General features: G+C 33.2%; 18 protein-coding genes. 3 read left to right on the top strand and 15 right to left on the bottom strand.

Going from position 1 to position 16,201, the window contains the following annotated elements; all coding sequences use genetic code 11:
* Positions 1-73 precede the first annotated feature (73 nt).
* The 4 genes from FC72_RS07175 to FC72_RS07190 all read right to left on the bottom strand — a co-directional run bounded on the left by FC72_RS07175 (position 74) and on the right by FC72_RS07190 (position 1,965).
* Positions 74-319, bottom strand: coding sequence for a hypothetical protein (locus tag FC72_RS07175; RefSeq protein ID WP_057766255.1), 246 nt, complete (start codon positions 317-319; stop codon positions 74-76).
* A gap of 62 nt (positions 320-381) precedes the next feature.
* On the bottom strand, positions 382-987 hold the full coding sequence (locus tag FC72_RS07180; protein ID WP_057766258.1) for a hypothetical protein: 606 nt from the start codon (positions 985-987) through the stop codon (positions 382-384).
* Between the two features lie 11 nt (positions 988-998).
* Positions 999-1,313 (bottom strand): PadR family transcriptional regulator, encoded by a 315-nt coding sequence (locus tag FC72_RS07185; protein ID WP_057766259.1) that lies wholly within the window; start codon positions 1,311-1,313, stop codon positions 999-1,001.
* A gap of 58 nt (positions 1,314-1,371) precedes the next feature.
* Positions 1,372-1,965, bottom strand: a complete 594-nt coding sequence (locus FC72_RS07190) for an undecaprenyl-diphosphatase (protein ID WP_057766261.1) — start codon at positions 1,963-1,965, stop codon at positions 1,372-1,374.
* Positions 1,966-2,116: 151 nt separating this feature from the next.
* Between FC72_RS07190 and FC72_RS07195 the strand changes: the two genes are divergently transcribed.
* Positions 2,117-3,103 (top strand): zinc-binding dehydrogenase, encoded by a 987-nt coding sequence (locus FC72_RS07195; protein ID WP_057766264.1) that lies wholly within the window; start codon positions 2,117-2,119, stop codon positions 3,101-3,103.
* Positions 3,104-3,253: 150 nt separating this feature from the next.
* On the opposite strand, the gene FC72_RS07200 is transcribed toward FC72_RS07195, so the two are convergent.
* The 4 genes from FC72_RS07200 to FC72_RS07215 are packed head-to-tail and all read right to left on the bottom strand — an operon-like array spanning position 3,254 to position 6,463.
* Positions 3,254-4,213: a sugar kinase gene (locus FC72_RS07200; RefSeq protein ID WP_057766266.1), complete on the bottom strand. Its 960-nt coding sequence runs from the start codon at positions 4,211-4,213 to the stop codon at positions 3,254-3,256.
* Between the two features lie 54 nt (positions 4,214-4,267).
* Positions 4,268-5,113 carry a 5-dehydro-4-deoxy-D-glucuronate isomerase gene (gene kduI / locus FC72_RS07205; RefSeq protein ID WP_057766268.1) on the bottom strand — a complete coding sequence of 282 codons (846 nt, stop codon included), beginning with the start codon at positions 5,111-5,113 and terminating at the stop codon, positions 4,268-4,270.
* Positions 5,114-5,138: 25 nt separating this feature from the next.
* Positions 5,139-5,393: a hypothetical protein gene (locus tag FC72_RS07210; RefSeq protein WP_057766270.1), complete on the bottom strand. Its 255-nt coding sequence runs from the start codon at positions 5,391-5,393 to the stop codon at positions 5,139-5,141.
* Positions 5,394-5,395: 2 nt separating this feature from the next.
* The gene (locus FC72_RS07215; protein WP_057766272.1) at positions 5,396-6,463 is read right to left on the bottom strand and encodes a 2-keto-3-deoxygluconate permease; all 1,068 of its coding nucleotides are present in this window, start codon (positions 6,461-6,463) and stop codon (positions 5,396-5,398) included.
* A 416-nt stretch (positions 6,464-6,879) separates the two neighbouring features.
* Between FC72_RS07215 and FC72_RS07220 the strand changes: the two genes are divergently transcribed.
* Entirely contained in the window at positions 6,880-8,283 is a 1,404-nt protein-coding gene (locus tag FC72_RS07220) for an NAD-dependent succinate-semialdehyde dehydrogenase (protein WP_057766273.1), read from the top strand.
* Positions 8,284-8,358: 75 nt separating this feature from the next.
* On the top strand, positions 8,359-9,237 hold the full coding sequence (locus tag FC72_RS07225; RefSeq protein WP_057766275.1) for an aldo/keto reductase: 879 nt from the start codon (positions 8,359-8,361) through the stop codon (positions 9,235-9,237).
* Positions 9,238-9,310: 73 nt separating this feature from the next.
* Here the strand turns inward: FC72_RS07225 and phnW are convergent, their stop codons facing one another.
* From phnW to FC72_RS07260, 7 genes are all read right to left on the bottom strand, one after another.
* A complete protein-coding gene (phnW, locus tag FC72_RS07230; protein WP_057766277.1) occupies positions 9,311-10,414 on the bottom strand; it encodes a 2-aminoethylphosphonate--pyruvate transaminase in 1,104 nt (367 codons plus the stop codon).
* Positions 10,404-11,207 (bottom strand): phosphonoacetaldehyde hydrolase, encoded by an 804-nt coding sequence (phnX, locus tag FC72_RS07235; RefSeq protein ID WP_057766279.1) that lies wholly within the window; start codon positions 11,205-11,207, stop codon positions 10,404-10,406. Before phnX ends, phnW begins: the two co-directional genes overlap by 11 nt.
* 14 nt (positions 11,208-11,221) lie before the next feature.
* Complete coding sequence (locus FC72_RS07240) at positions 11,222-12,082, bottom strand: PhnE/PtxC family ABC transporter permease (RefSeq protein WP_057766282.1); 861 nt, start codon at positions 12,080-12,082, stop codon at positions 11,222-11,224.
* Positions 12,079-12,870, bottom strand: coding sequence for a phosphonate ABC transporter, permease protein PhnE (phnE, locus tag FC72_RS07245; RefSeq protein ID WP_057766284.1), 792 nt, complete (start codon positions 12,868-12,870; stop codon positions 12,079-12,081). The genes FC72_RS07240 and phnE overlap by 4 nt, the downstream gene beginning before the upstream one ends.
* Positions 12,870-13,625, bottom strand: coding sequence for a phosphonate ABC transporter ATP-binding protein (gene phnC / locus FC72_RS07250; RefSeq protein ID WP_057766286.1), 756 nt, complete (start codon positions 13,623-13,625; stop codon positions 12,870-12,872). The genes phnE and phnC overlap by 1 nt, the downstream gene beginning before the upstream one ends.
* A 9-nt stretch (positions 13,626-13,634) precedes the next feature.
* Entirely contained in the window at positions 13,635-14,669 is a 1,035-nt protein-coding gene (locus tag FC72_RS07255; RefSeq protein WP_057766288.1) for a phosphate/phosphite/phosphonate ABC transporter substrate-binding protein, read from the bottom strand.
* Positions 14,670-14,816: 147 nt separating this feature from the next.
* Positions 14,817-16,169, bottom strand: a complete 1,353-nt coding sequence (locus tag FC72_RS07260) for an MFS transporter (RefSeq protein ID WP_057766290.1) — start codon at positions 16,167-16,169, stop codon at positions 14,817-14,819.
* Positions 16,170-16,201: the final 32 nt, after the last annotated feature.

Here is a 16,201-nt window from a genome sequence, read left to right on the forward strand (position 1 = left end):
CCCAATAATAGAAGTGCTTTTATTTTATTGTCTCAAAAAATAGTTGCAGTACCTTTACGATATGATTTTTAATTTAATTATTAAAGAAGGACGTTAGGATTAGAAAAACTATTCCACCAACTATAATACCTATACCTACAATGAAAAAATTCCACAATCCTAAAAATCCGAATACTATCAAGATAATTCCGATTATTGGGTGGCGTAATAAAGCCGCCCCAGTCTTAATAAGTAGCCAAACAATAACTAAAATTGCTACTAAAACTGCTATTAATAAAGGTGCACTACTAGCAGTATTTGTCGCCATCAATGTGAACATTCGACTCCTCCTTATTTAGACTAGATTATATCATTCAAATGACTAAAGTATACAAAAGACAATTATTTTCGAATTAAAATTTTATTCAAAATATTATACATAAAGAACGATACGAAAAAACCTAAAGCATAGCAAAACATAGTTATTTTAAGTACAATAAAAAGCTCATTTTGAAATATTGGACTTAAAAAGCCAAGAAGATAAATAATTGCTGCAATTACTAAAAGTATTAGTCCTAATCCTAACAAGTATTTGTGTGTGTGGACAAAAAAGACATCCTTTTTTGTTAACTCTCCTTGTTTAAACTGTTGAATTATATCTTCAATGGCTTGACCTTCATCTTTGCCAAGCTTCTTTTGATCCGATACATAATCTATCATCATCGTTTCGATCTCATTTTTTTCATCCATTGAAATAGATAGGTCACTTATAAATTCATCTATTGAATGATAGGTTTTATATAAGGGATTGATCCTCAAATGATCAATATAATTTAAAATAGACCAAAAAGCGGCTAACATGATTGCCATCATATAACCAACAACAAATGTAAATTCTATTTTGGATGGATCAATAACGCTATCCAAGTAATAGCAAACATAAAAAAGTAATGCTGAAATAATCAAAATCAGTTTAAAGCTGATTTGCTTCATTGAAAAATATTCCATCAGTAGACACCTCACATAAACCTTTTGACAATATTAGACAAATTGTTGAAGTCCTCTTTCAGTACCGTAAGCTGACTTAACCCTTCATTTGTAACTTTATAGTATTTTCTTTTACCGCCATGAGATTGTTCGCCCCAATATGATTCAATCGAGTGCTGCTTCTCTAATCTCTTCAACGCTATGTAAAGTGTTGCCTCTTGGATTTCAAAAGTTTCACCTGACTTATCAGTAATAACTTTAGATATTTGATAACCATAATTATCGTTTTCCTTTAAAACTGACAGGATCAGCAAATCGATGGTACCTTTTAACATCTCTTTATTCATCAGTTTGATCCTCTATTAATATTCTAAGTATAATTTTACACAAGAAAAAATAGAATTACTATTCAAAGCCAAATCTATTCAATAGTTTATCTTCAATTTGATTATATTTTTCAACTAATCCATGTATAAATTCATCTTTAGCAAGTAGTTGATACCAAATAATACCTATTAATGTAGAAATAAGCATTCCAGTTAATACATCAGATGGATAATGAACACCGACGAAAATTCTAGATAAGGATACTAAAATAGCAACTAGTAAATAGTTGTATCTGGACCACGTCTTAGTACCAAGAAACAAAATTATCATAAAACTAAAGAAAATAATTGTATGATCACTAGGATAACTATTTCCAACATCTTTTGGTATCAACTGATGAACCTCATTCAAAACAGTAAAAGGTTGCGTATGATAATAGAGTTTTCCTGCAATCAATTTTCCAGCTAATTCAGAACTAACTGCGGTTAAAATGGAAATTAACAAGTTTACTCTATATTGATCATCATTACGTTTTTGAACCCATTTAAAAACCAAGAAAATTGCCAACACATAAATTGAATATTTAGCGAAAAAAACACCTATTGGATCAAGGGCCTTTATTGCTGCTAAATTATTAATTGTTCTAAATATCGAAATATCAACCGAATTCATTAAATTAACCTCTACTAAATAACGTTAAGTACATTACTAAATAATATAAAGTAATATACTTATAAAAACAAGAATATATTTATAAAGTTATATCTAATATATATACATTATGTGTAATAATATAAAAAAGATTGAAACAGAGGTTAAGTTCATGAAAGCAATGACTATAAACGATCAAAAACAACTTGGCATAGATGACATTCAAATTTCCGATATGCCTATTCCAAAACTTTCAAATAATGAAGTTTTAATTAAATTACACGCCGTAGCTCTAAATCCCGTAGATTATAAATTAACCGAAAATCATAATGCAAAATGGTCATATCCCCATATTCTAGGCCTAGATGGTGCCGGTGAAATCGTTAAGATCAGTAATGACAATCCTAAGAATTTTAAAGTTGGAGAAAGAGTCTTCTTCCATAACGATTTATCTAAAAATGGTACTTTTGCTGAATTTGCCAAAGCTAAATCAAATGTAGTATCTAGGATTCCCGATACTGTTCCTTACGAATCAGCCGCAGCTATTTTATGCAGTGGGTTAACTGCTTATCAAGCCATGTATCGAAAAATGAGTTTGATTGGCAAAAAGACTGTATTAATTCACGCCGGTGCTGGTGGAGTTGGAGGAATTGATATTCAGTTAGCAAAACATTCTGGTTTAACCGTTATAACGACCGTATCTAAACATAAAGTAGAATTCGCCAAAAAATTAGGTGCTGATTTTGTTATCGACTATAAAAGCGAGAACGTTAATCGTACGATAAATGAAATAACAAATGGCATTGGCGTTGATTTAATTATTAATACAATTGGCGGTAACAGTGTACAAGAAGACTTAAAGCGCCTTTCTTACAATGGAGGATTGGTAACTATTCTTAATACTCCAGATATTAGTAATTATGACTTAAGAAAAAATGGTCAAAATATTCTAACATTAAACCTTGGTGGGGTTCACCAAAGCAAAAATGAATCTCAACTGAACGATTTGTCAAAAATGGAAGACGAATTGATTCAACTGGTTAAAGATGGTATTGTCGATCCAATGGTCAATGAAATTATTGATTTTAAAGATATTCCGAATGGATTAAGGAAAATTAAGGAACATAAAACCGTTGGTAAAATTATCGCTCGAATTTAAAGAGTATGACAAAATGTGGTTCGTAGCTATGTGGAGGTTGCGACCTTTTGTCACACGCTTAGAATATAAAAATTGGAACCAAAATAAGAGACTGTGACCTAGGTCACAGTCTCTTATTTTATTTATCATTAGTTTAGCAAAATCATTTTTTTATTCTGCTACACTTTCCTTTTCATAGAATGCTTTTAACTCTTCTGGTGTTGGATATCCATCATTATCTCCCGGTGTTTGAACTTGTAACGCCCCCACTGCGTTACCTCTCAAAACAGCTGATTTCAAAGGCTTATTCTCTAATAATGCACTTATAACGCCTAGTGCAAATCCGTCACCTGCTCCAACTGTATCCACAACATGATCTACTTTAAATCCATGAACAGTGTATGTCTCACCATTTTTATTTTTAACGAAAGCTCCATCTGGACCAACTTTAACAATTACTGTTTCAGTTTGTTCACCTTTAAGATAAAAGTCAGCAATTTTTTCAGGATCAGAACTTCCCATTAAAATTTTACCTTCATTGATACCAGGTAAAACAATATTTGCCATACTTGCTAAATTATTAATGGTCTCTCTCATAACTTCTTCACTAGACCATAATTGAGGGCGCAAATTTGGGTCAAAAGTTGTTTTAACATTATTATCAATTAATTTTTTAAATAGCTTTCTAAATGTATTTTCGGCAGTCTCAGAAATAGCTGGGAATATCCCTGACATATGAGCAAACTTAACATCACTCAAATCGATCTTATCAACGATTTCTGATGTTAAATAAGAAGCTGCTGAATTTTTACGATAATTAAATGTATCAGGATCACCTTTTGAAACAAGTTGTTTTATTTGATGACCTGTCCAATGTTCATTATCTTCAAGGATATAATCGGTTCCTACATTATGTTCACTAATCTCTTTTTTAACATATTTACCAAATGGATCATCACCAACTTGAGAAATATATTGAACCGAATGGCCTAAACGGCTAATACCAATAGAGACATTTAGTTCTGCTCCACCTAAAAGTCGTTGAAATGTTTTAACATCTTCTAACTTTTTGTCCATATCCTTTGAAGCCAAAATAACTAGTGGTTCTCCAATTGTAATTACTTCACTCATGCTTACCCTCTCCTTATAAAAAAAGGGGCGTCCTAAGGACTCCCTTTTAATGTTTTATCTTAATTCGTCCATTGCGACTGCATCCATATCATCATATGTTTGGTTTTCGCCACACATAGCCCAGATAAATGCATAATTTGTTGTACCAACACCACAGTGAATTGACCAACTTGGATTAATAACTGCTTGTTCTTGAGACATAACAATGTGGTTAGATTCGTCAGGTTTGCCCATGAAGTGGAATACTCTTGTATCTGGAGCTCCAAATTCAATATATAGGTATACTTCCATTCTTCTTGCATGTGTATGTGCAGGCATTGTGTTCCATGATGAACCTGGTTCTAGAATTGTATAACCCATTTGTAATTGGCAAGTATCCATTTGTGATGCATCGATATATTTACAAATAGTTCTCTTATTCATATGTTCTTGATCACCGATAGGCATCTTCAAAGCATTTTCAAATGGCAACTTCTTATTTGGATAAGTCTTGTGAGCTGGAGTTGAAACTACATAGAATTTAGCAGGATCTGCTGCATCATCTGATTCAAATACAACATGTTCTACACCCATTCCAACATAGTAACCGTCATGCTTAACCATTTCTTCTTTTTTGCCATCAATAGTCATTGATCCTTTACCACCAATGTTGATTACACCTAATTCACGGCGTTGTAAGAAGTACTCTACACCTAATTCTTTATCTAATTTAATTTCAAGTGGTGAATCAGTTGGTGTTACACCACCAAAGATCATACGGTCATTGTATGTATATGTTAAAAGAATATCTCCAGGTGCAAATAATTTTTCCATTAAAAATTGATCACGTAATTCGTCTGTTGAATAATGCTCAATATCCTTAGGACTATGTGTATAATTTGTTTTCATTGAAAATGACATTTAGAATTCCCCCAAATAATAATTTTTAGAAATAAGATAACTCTGAAACTTTTTGCATGAGTTCTGACAAACTCATATCTTCAACCTTTTTATCTCTTGCAGAATCTAATATACCGTTTTCCATACCATTAAACTTTTCTGCCAAATAGTATGCAGTAAGATATGCAACCAATTTATTTTTTGCATTTGCTTCAAAACGTTCTTTGTTGTTTTCAACTGGTATTGAATCAACAAAATGATAAGCAAATTCTTTTGGATTTAGTGTTTGTCTATCTTCCATAACTAATCTCCTTTTGCAGCCAATTTGGCTTCATCTTTAGCCTTAAGTTCTTCTTCTTCTTTTTTGGCCATAATTGATTCAGCAAATTTACCTTCGTACTTCTTAGGAACAATTGGTAATCCCTTTCTACGAGCACGTTTTTCCATATACATTGTTACGATTGGTGTCAAGATTGATGTAACTAGAACACTTGTTGCAACGATAGCTGTAGCGGATGCAGCAGTAGATGAGAAACTTGGGTTTGTTTCAGCAATTGCGTAAGGAACGGCAACGGCAGCACCAGCTGTTGAAGATGCGGCCCATCCAGCAACACCATCTGAACCTGTAAAGAAACGATCGACAAGTGCCAATACTGAACCTGAAACCAAAACAACGATAACACCCATAAATATACCCATGAATCCTGACTTGAAGATCATACCGAAGTTCAAGCTGTAACCAAGTGTAAATGCGAAGAATGGAACCATTGCAGGTACAACTGGTTTAAACATTTTTCTAAATGAATGATCTAATGAACCTAATGTAATACCAATAGCAAATGGAATTAAAGTTGAAACTAATGCTTGCCATGGGAATTGAGCAATTCCGGCAACACCCATTGTAACCATTGTCATGAATGGTCCTGATTCAATACTGATGAATGGGAATCCAGCAGCATCTTCGTCACGGTTAAGCGTTGTCATCAAAGCCATATACAAACCACCGTTAGTTTCATTAAACGAAGCGATAACAGCCAGAACTGAGAAACCAGCGAACAATCCAGTTGTCACACCGTGTCTTGGTAAAAATTGGTTAATAATTACACCTAATAATCCGGCTAATAAGACCTTTACAATAAGTAATGATAAACCTTTTTTAGCAATGTATCCTGTAGACTTCAAATCAATTGTTGTTCCAACACTAAAGAAGAACATAAATAGTATAACTGAAGTACCAACTAAGAAATTACCAGTAAATCCTGGATAAAACTTGTCCACCCCTGGCCATAAAGTGTTTGTTAGTGTTCCAAGAAATAATGGAACAACCATCATACCACCAGGTATTTTTTCGATGCCTTTTTTAATCTGCATAAAAATGCCTCCCTCGTGAATCGCTTCACATTTATTTACAAAAAAATTCATTTCATGATAATTTCCAATAAAGAAACCGGCTTTCTCTATATCAAATTATATTTATATAGTAACACAATTTTATTCGGTTGCAAGCGTTTACTGAAAATGTAATATAACTAGCAACCCCGTCATATCAGCATGTATAAGTAAAATGGGTACGCACCAATTATCTAATTAGTACCAATCGATTAACATTGTGATTAGGATATGCCTAATATAATTGACATTTAATAACTAATTTCACAATTTATATCTACTTGATATTGTTCAAAATTATACAAGCTGAATTTCTTGACTTAGAGTACCCTCTAATAGGTAAAATTAACTTTGTAAACGTTTTAGTGTGTCAAAAACCGGAAACTGGAGGAATTACAATGGCTTATCAAACAATAAATCCCTATACTAATGAAGTTTTAAAGACTTACCCTAATGCAACTTCTACAGATATCGAATCTGCATTAGTGACAGGACATGATTTATATAAGAAGTGGCGTAATGAACCGGTTAACAGCCGTTCAACAATCTTACATAAAATTGCTGATTTATTAAGAGACAACGAGGATGAATTAGCAAAGATAATTGTTGAAGACATGGGAAAGTTATTTAAAGAAGCAGTTGGTGAGGTTGAATTATGTGCTCTCATAGCAGATTACTTTGCAGATAATTCTGAGGAATTACTTAAACCAACCAAGATCAAGTCTGGTGCAGGAGATGCCTGGGTTGAAAAACATTCAACCGGAGTAATTATGATGGTTGAACCATGGAATTTTCCATACTATCAAATCATGCGTGTTTTTGCCCCTAACTTTATGGTAGGAAATCCAATGATTTTAAAACATGCATCTAATACCCCTGGTTCAGCAGTTTCATTCGAAAAAATAGTAAATGAAGCAGGTGCACCTGATGGCAGTCTTAAAAATCTTTTCTTATCATATGATCAAGTTTCAGATATAATCGCCGACCCAAGAGTTCAAGGAGTTGCACTAACAGGATCAGAACGTGGTGGTAAATCAGTAGCTGCTGCGGCAGGGCAAAATTTGAAAAAGAATACTATGGAATTAGGCGGAACCGATGCATTTATTGTTCTAGACGACGCAGATATTGATGAAGTTATGAAAGTTGCCAAAAATGCAAGAATCTATAATGCTGGTCAAGTATGTACTTCTTCTAAACGTTTCATTGTTGCGGATAATTTGTATGATGAATTCGTAAAACGTCTAACTGAACAATTTTCTACCCTTAAACCTGGCGATCCAATGGATCCTAATACGACTCTTGCCCCTATGTCATCAGCAAGAGCCAAAGAGAAGTTACAAAAACAAGTAAATGCAGCTATTAAAGCCGGAGCTAAAGTTGAATTCGGTAATAAAGAAATTGACTTACCAGGTCAATTCTTCCCTGCAACAATTTTGACAAATATTGATAAAAATAACCCTGCATATTCAGAAGAAATGTTTGGACCAGTCGCTCATGTTTATAAAGTACATAATGACCAAGAAGCAATTGATCTTGCCAATGATTCAAATTATGGTCTTGGCGGTATTACTTTTTCTGGTAGTAAAGATCATGGTGTAAAAGTTGCTAGTCAAATTGAAACAGGTATGGAGTTCGTTAATACATTTATGTTTACACTTCCAGAATTACCATTTGGTGGTGTAAAAAATTCTGGATATGGTCGTGAAATGAGCAATTTAGGTTTAGAAGCATTTGTTAATGAACAACTAATAGTTGCAGTTGATAAACCTGATTTGAACAACTTAGCTGGAGGATTGTTCTAAAAGGACTAGCTTTTTTGAATGCGGTTTCACTATAATAAGAATTACTTTTATAAATTAATAGGAGGAAACATATTAATGAGTATTCCAGATATTGAACTATCCAATGGAGTTAAAATACCTCAGGTTGGATTAGGTGTATTTCAAATTAGTGATGATAACGAAGTTATAAACAGTGTGAAATGGGCAATCGAGGCCGGCTATAGACATATTGATACAGCAAGCTTTTATGATAATGAAGAAGCTGTTGGTAAAGGTATTATCGAATCTGGTATTGATCGTTCAAAGTTATTCATAACAACAAAAATTTGGAATGATATTAGAACATACGATGATACAAAGGAACAATTTCAAAGATCTTTAAATAAACTTCAAATAGATTACCTAGATTTATTATTGATTCATTGGCCAGCACCTGGCTATGAAGAAACATGGCGTGCAATGGAAGATTTATATAAAGATGGCAAAATAAAAGCCATTGGTGTTTCAAACTTTCAAGATTATCAAATTAAACATTTGATGAAAACAGCAACAATTAAACCAATGATTGATCAAATTGAAACACATCCATTCATGCAGCAAAACGAAATGCATGAGTTTTTGAAGCAAGAGAATATTGTTCATGAAGCATGGAGTCCACTTGGTGGTGGTAAAAACAGTGTTCTAGATAATGAAACAGTTAAAGAAATTGCTGATGCACATAAAAAATCAGTAGCCCAAGTTGTTCTCCGTTGGCATATTCAACGAGGTGAAGTAATCATCCCCAAATCTATCCATGAAAATAGAATCAAACAAAATATAGATATTTTTGACTTTTCTTTAAATGATGATGAGATGAATACAATTGCTTCATTAAATGAAAATAAACGTGTCGGATCGAGTCCGGATAATAATGAATGGCTCGAAAAATCAAAAGAATTTAATACATTAGCAGACAGAATAAAAAAAGGTCTCTAATTAATCAAAAAGGTCGTAACTCAAAATTGAGTTACGACCTTTTTTAGATAATTTATTGGAGTGTGGTACTTAACTAAGAAATTTTTTGACTAAGTTTTTCAATGACTTTTAATAGTCTATCAATATCCTCTGCATAAACCTCTCCGATGTTTCCAATTCTAAATGTTGGAACTTCAGAAAGTTTACCAGGATAAATAACAAAACCAGATTCTTTTAACTTACTATAAAATTTACCAAAGTCGAAGTCATCACTTGGATATTTAAATGATGTAATAATTGGTGATTGCCAATCAGTATCAATTAATGGTTCAAATCCAAGCTTCTTCATACCTTCTGAAAGTTTACTTTGATTGTCTCGATAACGTTCAAAACGTTTCTCAACACCACCTTCAACTCTAAGTTCTATCAATGCTTGAGCGAAAGCGTGCACAACATGAGTTGGTGATGTAAATCTCCACTTACCATTATTAGCTTCCATTTCATCAAATTGACTATATAAATCTAATGAAAGAGTTCTAGCAATACCTTCGATTTCTCTTAATTTTTCTTCATTGGCGACAATGAATGAAAAACCAGGAACACCTTGGATACATTTATTAGTACTACTAATCAAGTAATCAATTTTTAAATCTTCAACTGCAATTGGAATACCACCAAAACTACTCATTGCATCAACAATAGTAATTATTCCTTGTTCATGCATCCATGGAATAATCTCTTCAATTGGATTTAATATACCAGTGGTAGTTTCACAGTGAATCATGGCAAAGTGTGTAGTTTCAGGATAACGCTTCAACATTTGCTTAACAGATTCAAGAGTAATAGGTTGTTGTTCATCAATTATCAAATCAACATGATCTATCCCATATACATCTGCCATTTGACCTATTCTTTCACCGTAAGCACCGTTCATAGCAATCATTAAAGTACCATCATCAGGAATAACGGAACTTATAACTGATTCAACACCATATGTTCCACTCCCCTGCATTAATACAGATGTATACTTCTTTGAACTTACTTGAGCTATATCAAGTAATGATCTTCTAATTGTTTGTGTAATTCCTTTATAATCATCATCCCATGTACAATAATCAAATTCCATAGCTCTTTTTACAGTAGAGCTAGTGGTCAAGGGGCCTGGAGTTAATAATAAATAGTTATTTTCATTTTCCATTAGCTATCTTTTCCTCTGTTTGATTTAAAAATTTAATTGCGTCGGGTAATTCAGATAGATTATTAATAATGATATCAGCATTTGCCTTTGCAAATTCATTAACCACTCTTTTACGAATGTTTTCTTTTTCTTCATCAAATAATGAATCAAATTCTTTCTCAGAAAGTCCCATCAAACTACTTCCTTCAACAATACCAATTGTGTTTACACCGGCATTCTTACCTTCTTGAATGTCTACAATAGTATCGCCAATTTTTACAAGTTCTTTAGGATCATCCAAATTAAAATCGCTCATAATCTTTTGAATCATTTTTGCCGAAGGTCTACCATCACCGTCAACATCTTCTGATGTTAGAACTAGCTCTGGTTGATAACCTAACTTATAAGCACTATTTTGAACCAATTGCATCATTTCAGGTGTATATCCTGTAGTAGTAGCAACTCTAATACCTTGATCCTTTAAATAATTGAATGCATCAAGAGTATATGGTTTTAATGAAGTAGAATCTTTTACATAAGATAACAAACTAGATTGAAAATCTTCATATAACTTACGACGGTCTTGGAAGTCTGGTAATCTATTGTATTCCTTCTCCCATTGTTGAAAAATTTCTGGCATCTTCAATAATTTACCAATATGATCCCACTTTGTGATACCCATATCACGACGAATCTCTTGATCATTAATTTCAATACCTGCGTCACTAAAGGCTGCTTTAAATGCAATTACAGGAGCTAAGCTTCCATAATCAACTGTTGTTCCAGCCCAATCAAAAACTACTGCTTTAATCATAGTATTTCCTTTCACTACTTTGTTGTATACATCTGTCTTAATTTAACAGCGATAAATTCCAATAGTACTGTTACACCGATAATCAGATAAACGATGAAGCCTACTTCATGGAAATCAAAACTCATTCCACTAGCTACAAACAACTGATAACCAATACCACCTGCACCTGCTGCTGCTCCAACTGCTATTGCATTGGCAAAATTTATTTCTAATCGAATAAATGTCCATGATACTAAAGAGGCAATAATGGTTGGCCAAATTGCTTGAAAAACAATTACCCAAAATTTACTACCTGTAACCTTTAGTGCTTCAATAGTAGTTTCGTCAATTTCTTCAATACTTTCAGAGTATGCCTTAGTTAAATATGCAATACTATGAAAACTTAGCCCTAAAATAGCTGCATTTGTACCTAGACCACAAACAATTGAAAAAATAAGTACCCATACAATTGTTGGAATAGCTCTAATTACAGCCATAATTACTCGGATGATTGCCCCAAAATAAGCATTAGTTAAATTTCTTGATGCAATAACAGCAAATAAAAATCCTATTACAGCACCAATCACAGTCGTCATTATTGCTAACAATAAACTAATTCCTAATGCAGAAAGTAAGGGCATAACGCCATCACTTCCCGCTTTTGGTTGAAGAAAAATTTGATTTAATGTCATCACTAATCCATGCATGGCTTCACCAATTTTTACATTGGCAGTATCTAAATGAGTTAATGTATATCCTGTAATTGCAATCAAGATAATCATGACTAAATAAATCATGACGCGAGACCAATTAAATTTTCTTAATTTAATCTTTTTTTCAGGTGGTTGTGGTTTCTTATATCCACTTATATTTTGAATATCACCACGGGTTATCATAAAATCACCTTCCGAATCTGGTTGGACAATACTTCTAATGTAATAACAACAATTATTATGGCTAAGATAGTCATTCCAACTGCATCAAATCTAAAACTCTTAAAATATAAATCAAAAATAAATCCAATTCCCGTACCAGTTAAAATACCAACTAATGTGGCATCACGAACATTATTTTCGATCATATATAACACCCAACTGATTAAACTAGGCATAATTTGTGGTAAAACAGCTTGAAAAATAACTTGAAAGTAGCTAGCACCAGTAGCTTTTAAAGCCATCATTGTTTCACTAGCTTCATCTTCGATAATTTCCATAAAAGCTCTTATCAAATATCCTACAGTCATTAATAACAAAGCTAAGAATCCAGTAAAATCACTTTGTTTAAAAGAGAAAAGTAGGATCATTGCCCATGCTACAAGTGGGATATTTCTAAAAAATGATGCAATACCACGTACTACCACATGTACATAATTATTAATTCCAGTAGCTTTGGAACCCAAAATTGCTACGAATAATGCAATAATAGCTGCCACGACAGTAGAAGAAACGGCCAAAGCGACCGTTTCAATTAACTTTTGCCAGATACGTGGCAAAAGTTCTACTGATTCTGCTGTAGGGAAAAAGTTAACACCTAACCAATTAAAAGCTTTAGGAACAGCTGTAAAGCCACTGAAATTATCAAAATTTAAAATCCAACTACTTAATACATATATACTTCCAATAACAGCGATAATTGCTGTTTGCTTTCGATGCTTTTGAGCTAAAAATTTTATTGGTGAAGACATTATTTAAGCTCCTTTGAAATCGTTTGGTCATACAGCGTCTCCAAAATTTCTTCTGAAAGCATATCGGACTCTTCATCAAAAACTAATTTTCCTTGTCGAATACCAACAATGCGATCAGCATATTTCTTTGCTAAATTAATTTGATGTAAATTGGCAACGCAAATTATATTAAATTCAACAGTTAACTTTTTCAAAAGATGCATAACAGTATGTGAAGATGCTGGATCTAGGGACGCAATTGGTTCATCACATAAAATAACTTTAGGATGTTGAATCAATGATCTTGCAATACCTACACGTTGCTTTTGACCACCACTTAATTCTGAACAACGTTGAAGCGCAAAATCTTTAAGTCCAACTTTATCTAATAAATCTAAAGCTTCTCTTTTCTCATCTTCAGAATAAATTCCAAACATACCAGCAAATGTTGATTTGTAACCTAAACGTCCATGAAGAACATTTTCAATAACTGTTAGTCGTTCAACTAAGTTATAGTTTTGAAAAACCATTCCAATTTGACGTCGATGTTTACGCAATTGCGATTTATTGTCGGATCTAATGTCTGATCCATCCAATAAAATTTGACCATCATCATCTTTTATCAATTGATTCAAACTACGTAAAATAGTGGTTTTACCTGCACCAGATGGCCCAATAATTGCCAAAAAGTTACCAGGTTCAACTGAGAAAGAAATATCTGTTAAGGCTGGTTTATCCTTTTGATAACTCTTAGTTAAATGCTTTACTTCTAGCATAGCTTCCCCTTATTTACCAACTAATTCATGTGTTGGTTTATACCACTTATCAGTAACTTTTAGAAGTGTTGTCTTAGCACTCTTCTTTTGCCATAATGTGGCAGTTTTTGAACCTTCTTTACCAAATAGCTTATCGTTTTCAGTTACATCTTTTGATGTAAATCTGTCTTCAATAGCTTTACGATCTTTTTCGCTCATTGCCTTAGTGTTTACAACCAATGGACCATTTTGTACTGGAAGAACTGAAATACTTACTACTTCTTTACCACGATAATCAGTAAATGGAGCATCTGCATCATCTTTAACCTTAAATGTTGAGCCGGCTTTATCATAACTACCTTCTGAAACATTCATGAATGGTGCTAAATCGATATCATCAAAGGCAGCTACGTCAACATCACCTTTTAGTAAGTTAACTGCTGAACCTGGATGTGAATTACCGTAAAGAACTTTATCAAAGAATTTTCCACCTTCAGATAGTTCATCTTTGTTCTTTAACTTAAAGTGTTTTTGAATTTCATCTGTAGGAACTGCAAAGCCTGATGTTGAACTTGAAGATACAAATGAGATCTTTTGACCCTTGATCTTGTCGATATTAAAGTCATTACCTGACTTGTAATCATTAACCTTATCCTTAGGTACCATTAGGTAAGAACGGTAACTTGCACCTTTTTCTGTACCATCTTCACCTGATTGAATAAGAAGTGGTTGAACCTTTGCATTTTGATGATGTGCTTGAATATATCCATCAGCACCCATAAATGCTAATTGTGCCTTACCTGAAGAAATAGCTTCAATGGCAACGTTATAGTCAGTCGTTGTTTGAACTTCAACCTTTTTACCTGTTGCTTCGTGTAATTGTTTCTTTAATTCCTCACGTGAAGCCGCAAAGTTCTTGGCTGACTCATTAGGATAAAAAACAATTGTTAATTTATCGTTTTTGCCGTCAGAGCTAGCGGAGCTTTGGTTTGAGCATCCCGTTACAATCCCAACGAGCAATAACATTAAACCTAAACATACCGTTAATAATCGCCCTTTTTTCATAAATCCAATACCAACTTTCTGTTTCTTTTTAGGAACAGACTAAGAATAACAGGGTTATGTAAATTAATAATTTAGCTTATGTAAAGATTAGTTAAAGTTGCAGAAAAAAATCCAGACATTTTCAGTCTGGATTTTCTATATTTAGATTTATTTTTTATTATTCAAAAGGAATAAAATACACGCTAATGCTAAGATTCCAAACAAGGCATTCGTAAACAATCCTGCTAGGGCACCCAAATCATAATCATTAAAATAACTATAAATACTAGCCGAAATAGTTGTACCGATTGCCCCTCCAAGTGCGCTAGACATTTTATAAATTCCTGCCGCCTCTCCAGCTTCTGAACTAGGGACATTACTAACAGCAGTATCTGCTGAAGGGGTCGCATATAATCCAAATCCTAAACCAAACAATCCATACCCCACTATTACAATTAGAAAATAACCTTTTCCAATCATAGTCAGTGACATCAATAACACACCCAATGTTGAAGCTATTGATCCCATCATCATTGGAATCTTAGGACATAATCTCTGTAATAATTTTTCTCCAATACGAATCATTATCAATACCATTACTAAATAACTAAGGGAAAGGCTGCCGGTTTTAACAGCTGATAATCCTCTTGCCTGTTGAACATAAGAATTAACAACTAAAAGAGTACCTATCATTGCGTTTAAAAAGAAATTGGACAAAACTGCCGTCAGATATTCTCTACTGTTAAACAATTTAAAATCAATAAATTTATCTTTTCTATTTTTTTCCCATTTAAAGAAAGCAAAACCACTGACTAATAATAAAGTGAATAACGACAATCCGATCACATTAAAATTCAATAGTGATCCATTTGAAATCAAAATATTCAGACTCAAGATAGAAGTGATAAAAAATAACATTCCAATCCAATCAAAAGTTCTTGGATTTCTTTTTGATGCCAAAGATTCTGGTGTTTTCCAAATCAATAAGAAACTCAAAACTGAAAATATGATAGAAATAACAAAAACATATCTCCATCCAAAGTTACTATCAATAAAACCTCCAAAAAATGAACATAGTCCCGATCCACCCCAAGACCCAATTGACCAATAACTAAGTGCTCTTTGTCGATTTTTACCATGAAAATATGATTTTACTAGTGCTATCGTTGACGGCATAATACATGCCGCCGAAATTCCCTGCAAAATTCGCCCTAAAATAAAACCAAATGGCCCCGTGGAAATTACCAATGAAAAGGATCCAATAATACTCAATATAATTCCTAAATATGTAATTCTGACTCTACCAAATTTATCGGCCAATCCACCAGCGGCGACAACAAAAATTCCAGAAAACAAACCAGTGAAAGACACGCCTAGGTTCAACAATCCCGATGTTATTTTTAAATCTGCTTGAACATCTGGTGCCATATTTAATAATGACTGTGCAAATAACCAGTAAGTTAACACACTTAAAACTATTCCCAACAATAAACGATTAGTTCCACGGTATTCTTCGTTCATAAATCACCTCGTGCTTTAATAACGTACCGTAA

It is taken from the genome of Companilactobacillus tucceti DSM 20183 (assembly GCF_001434665.1).
GTDB lineage: Bacteria > Bacillota > Bacilli > Lactobacillales > Lactobacillaceae > Companilactobacillus > Companilactobacillus tucceti.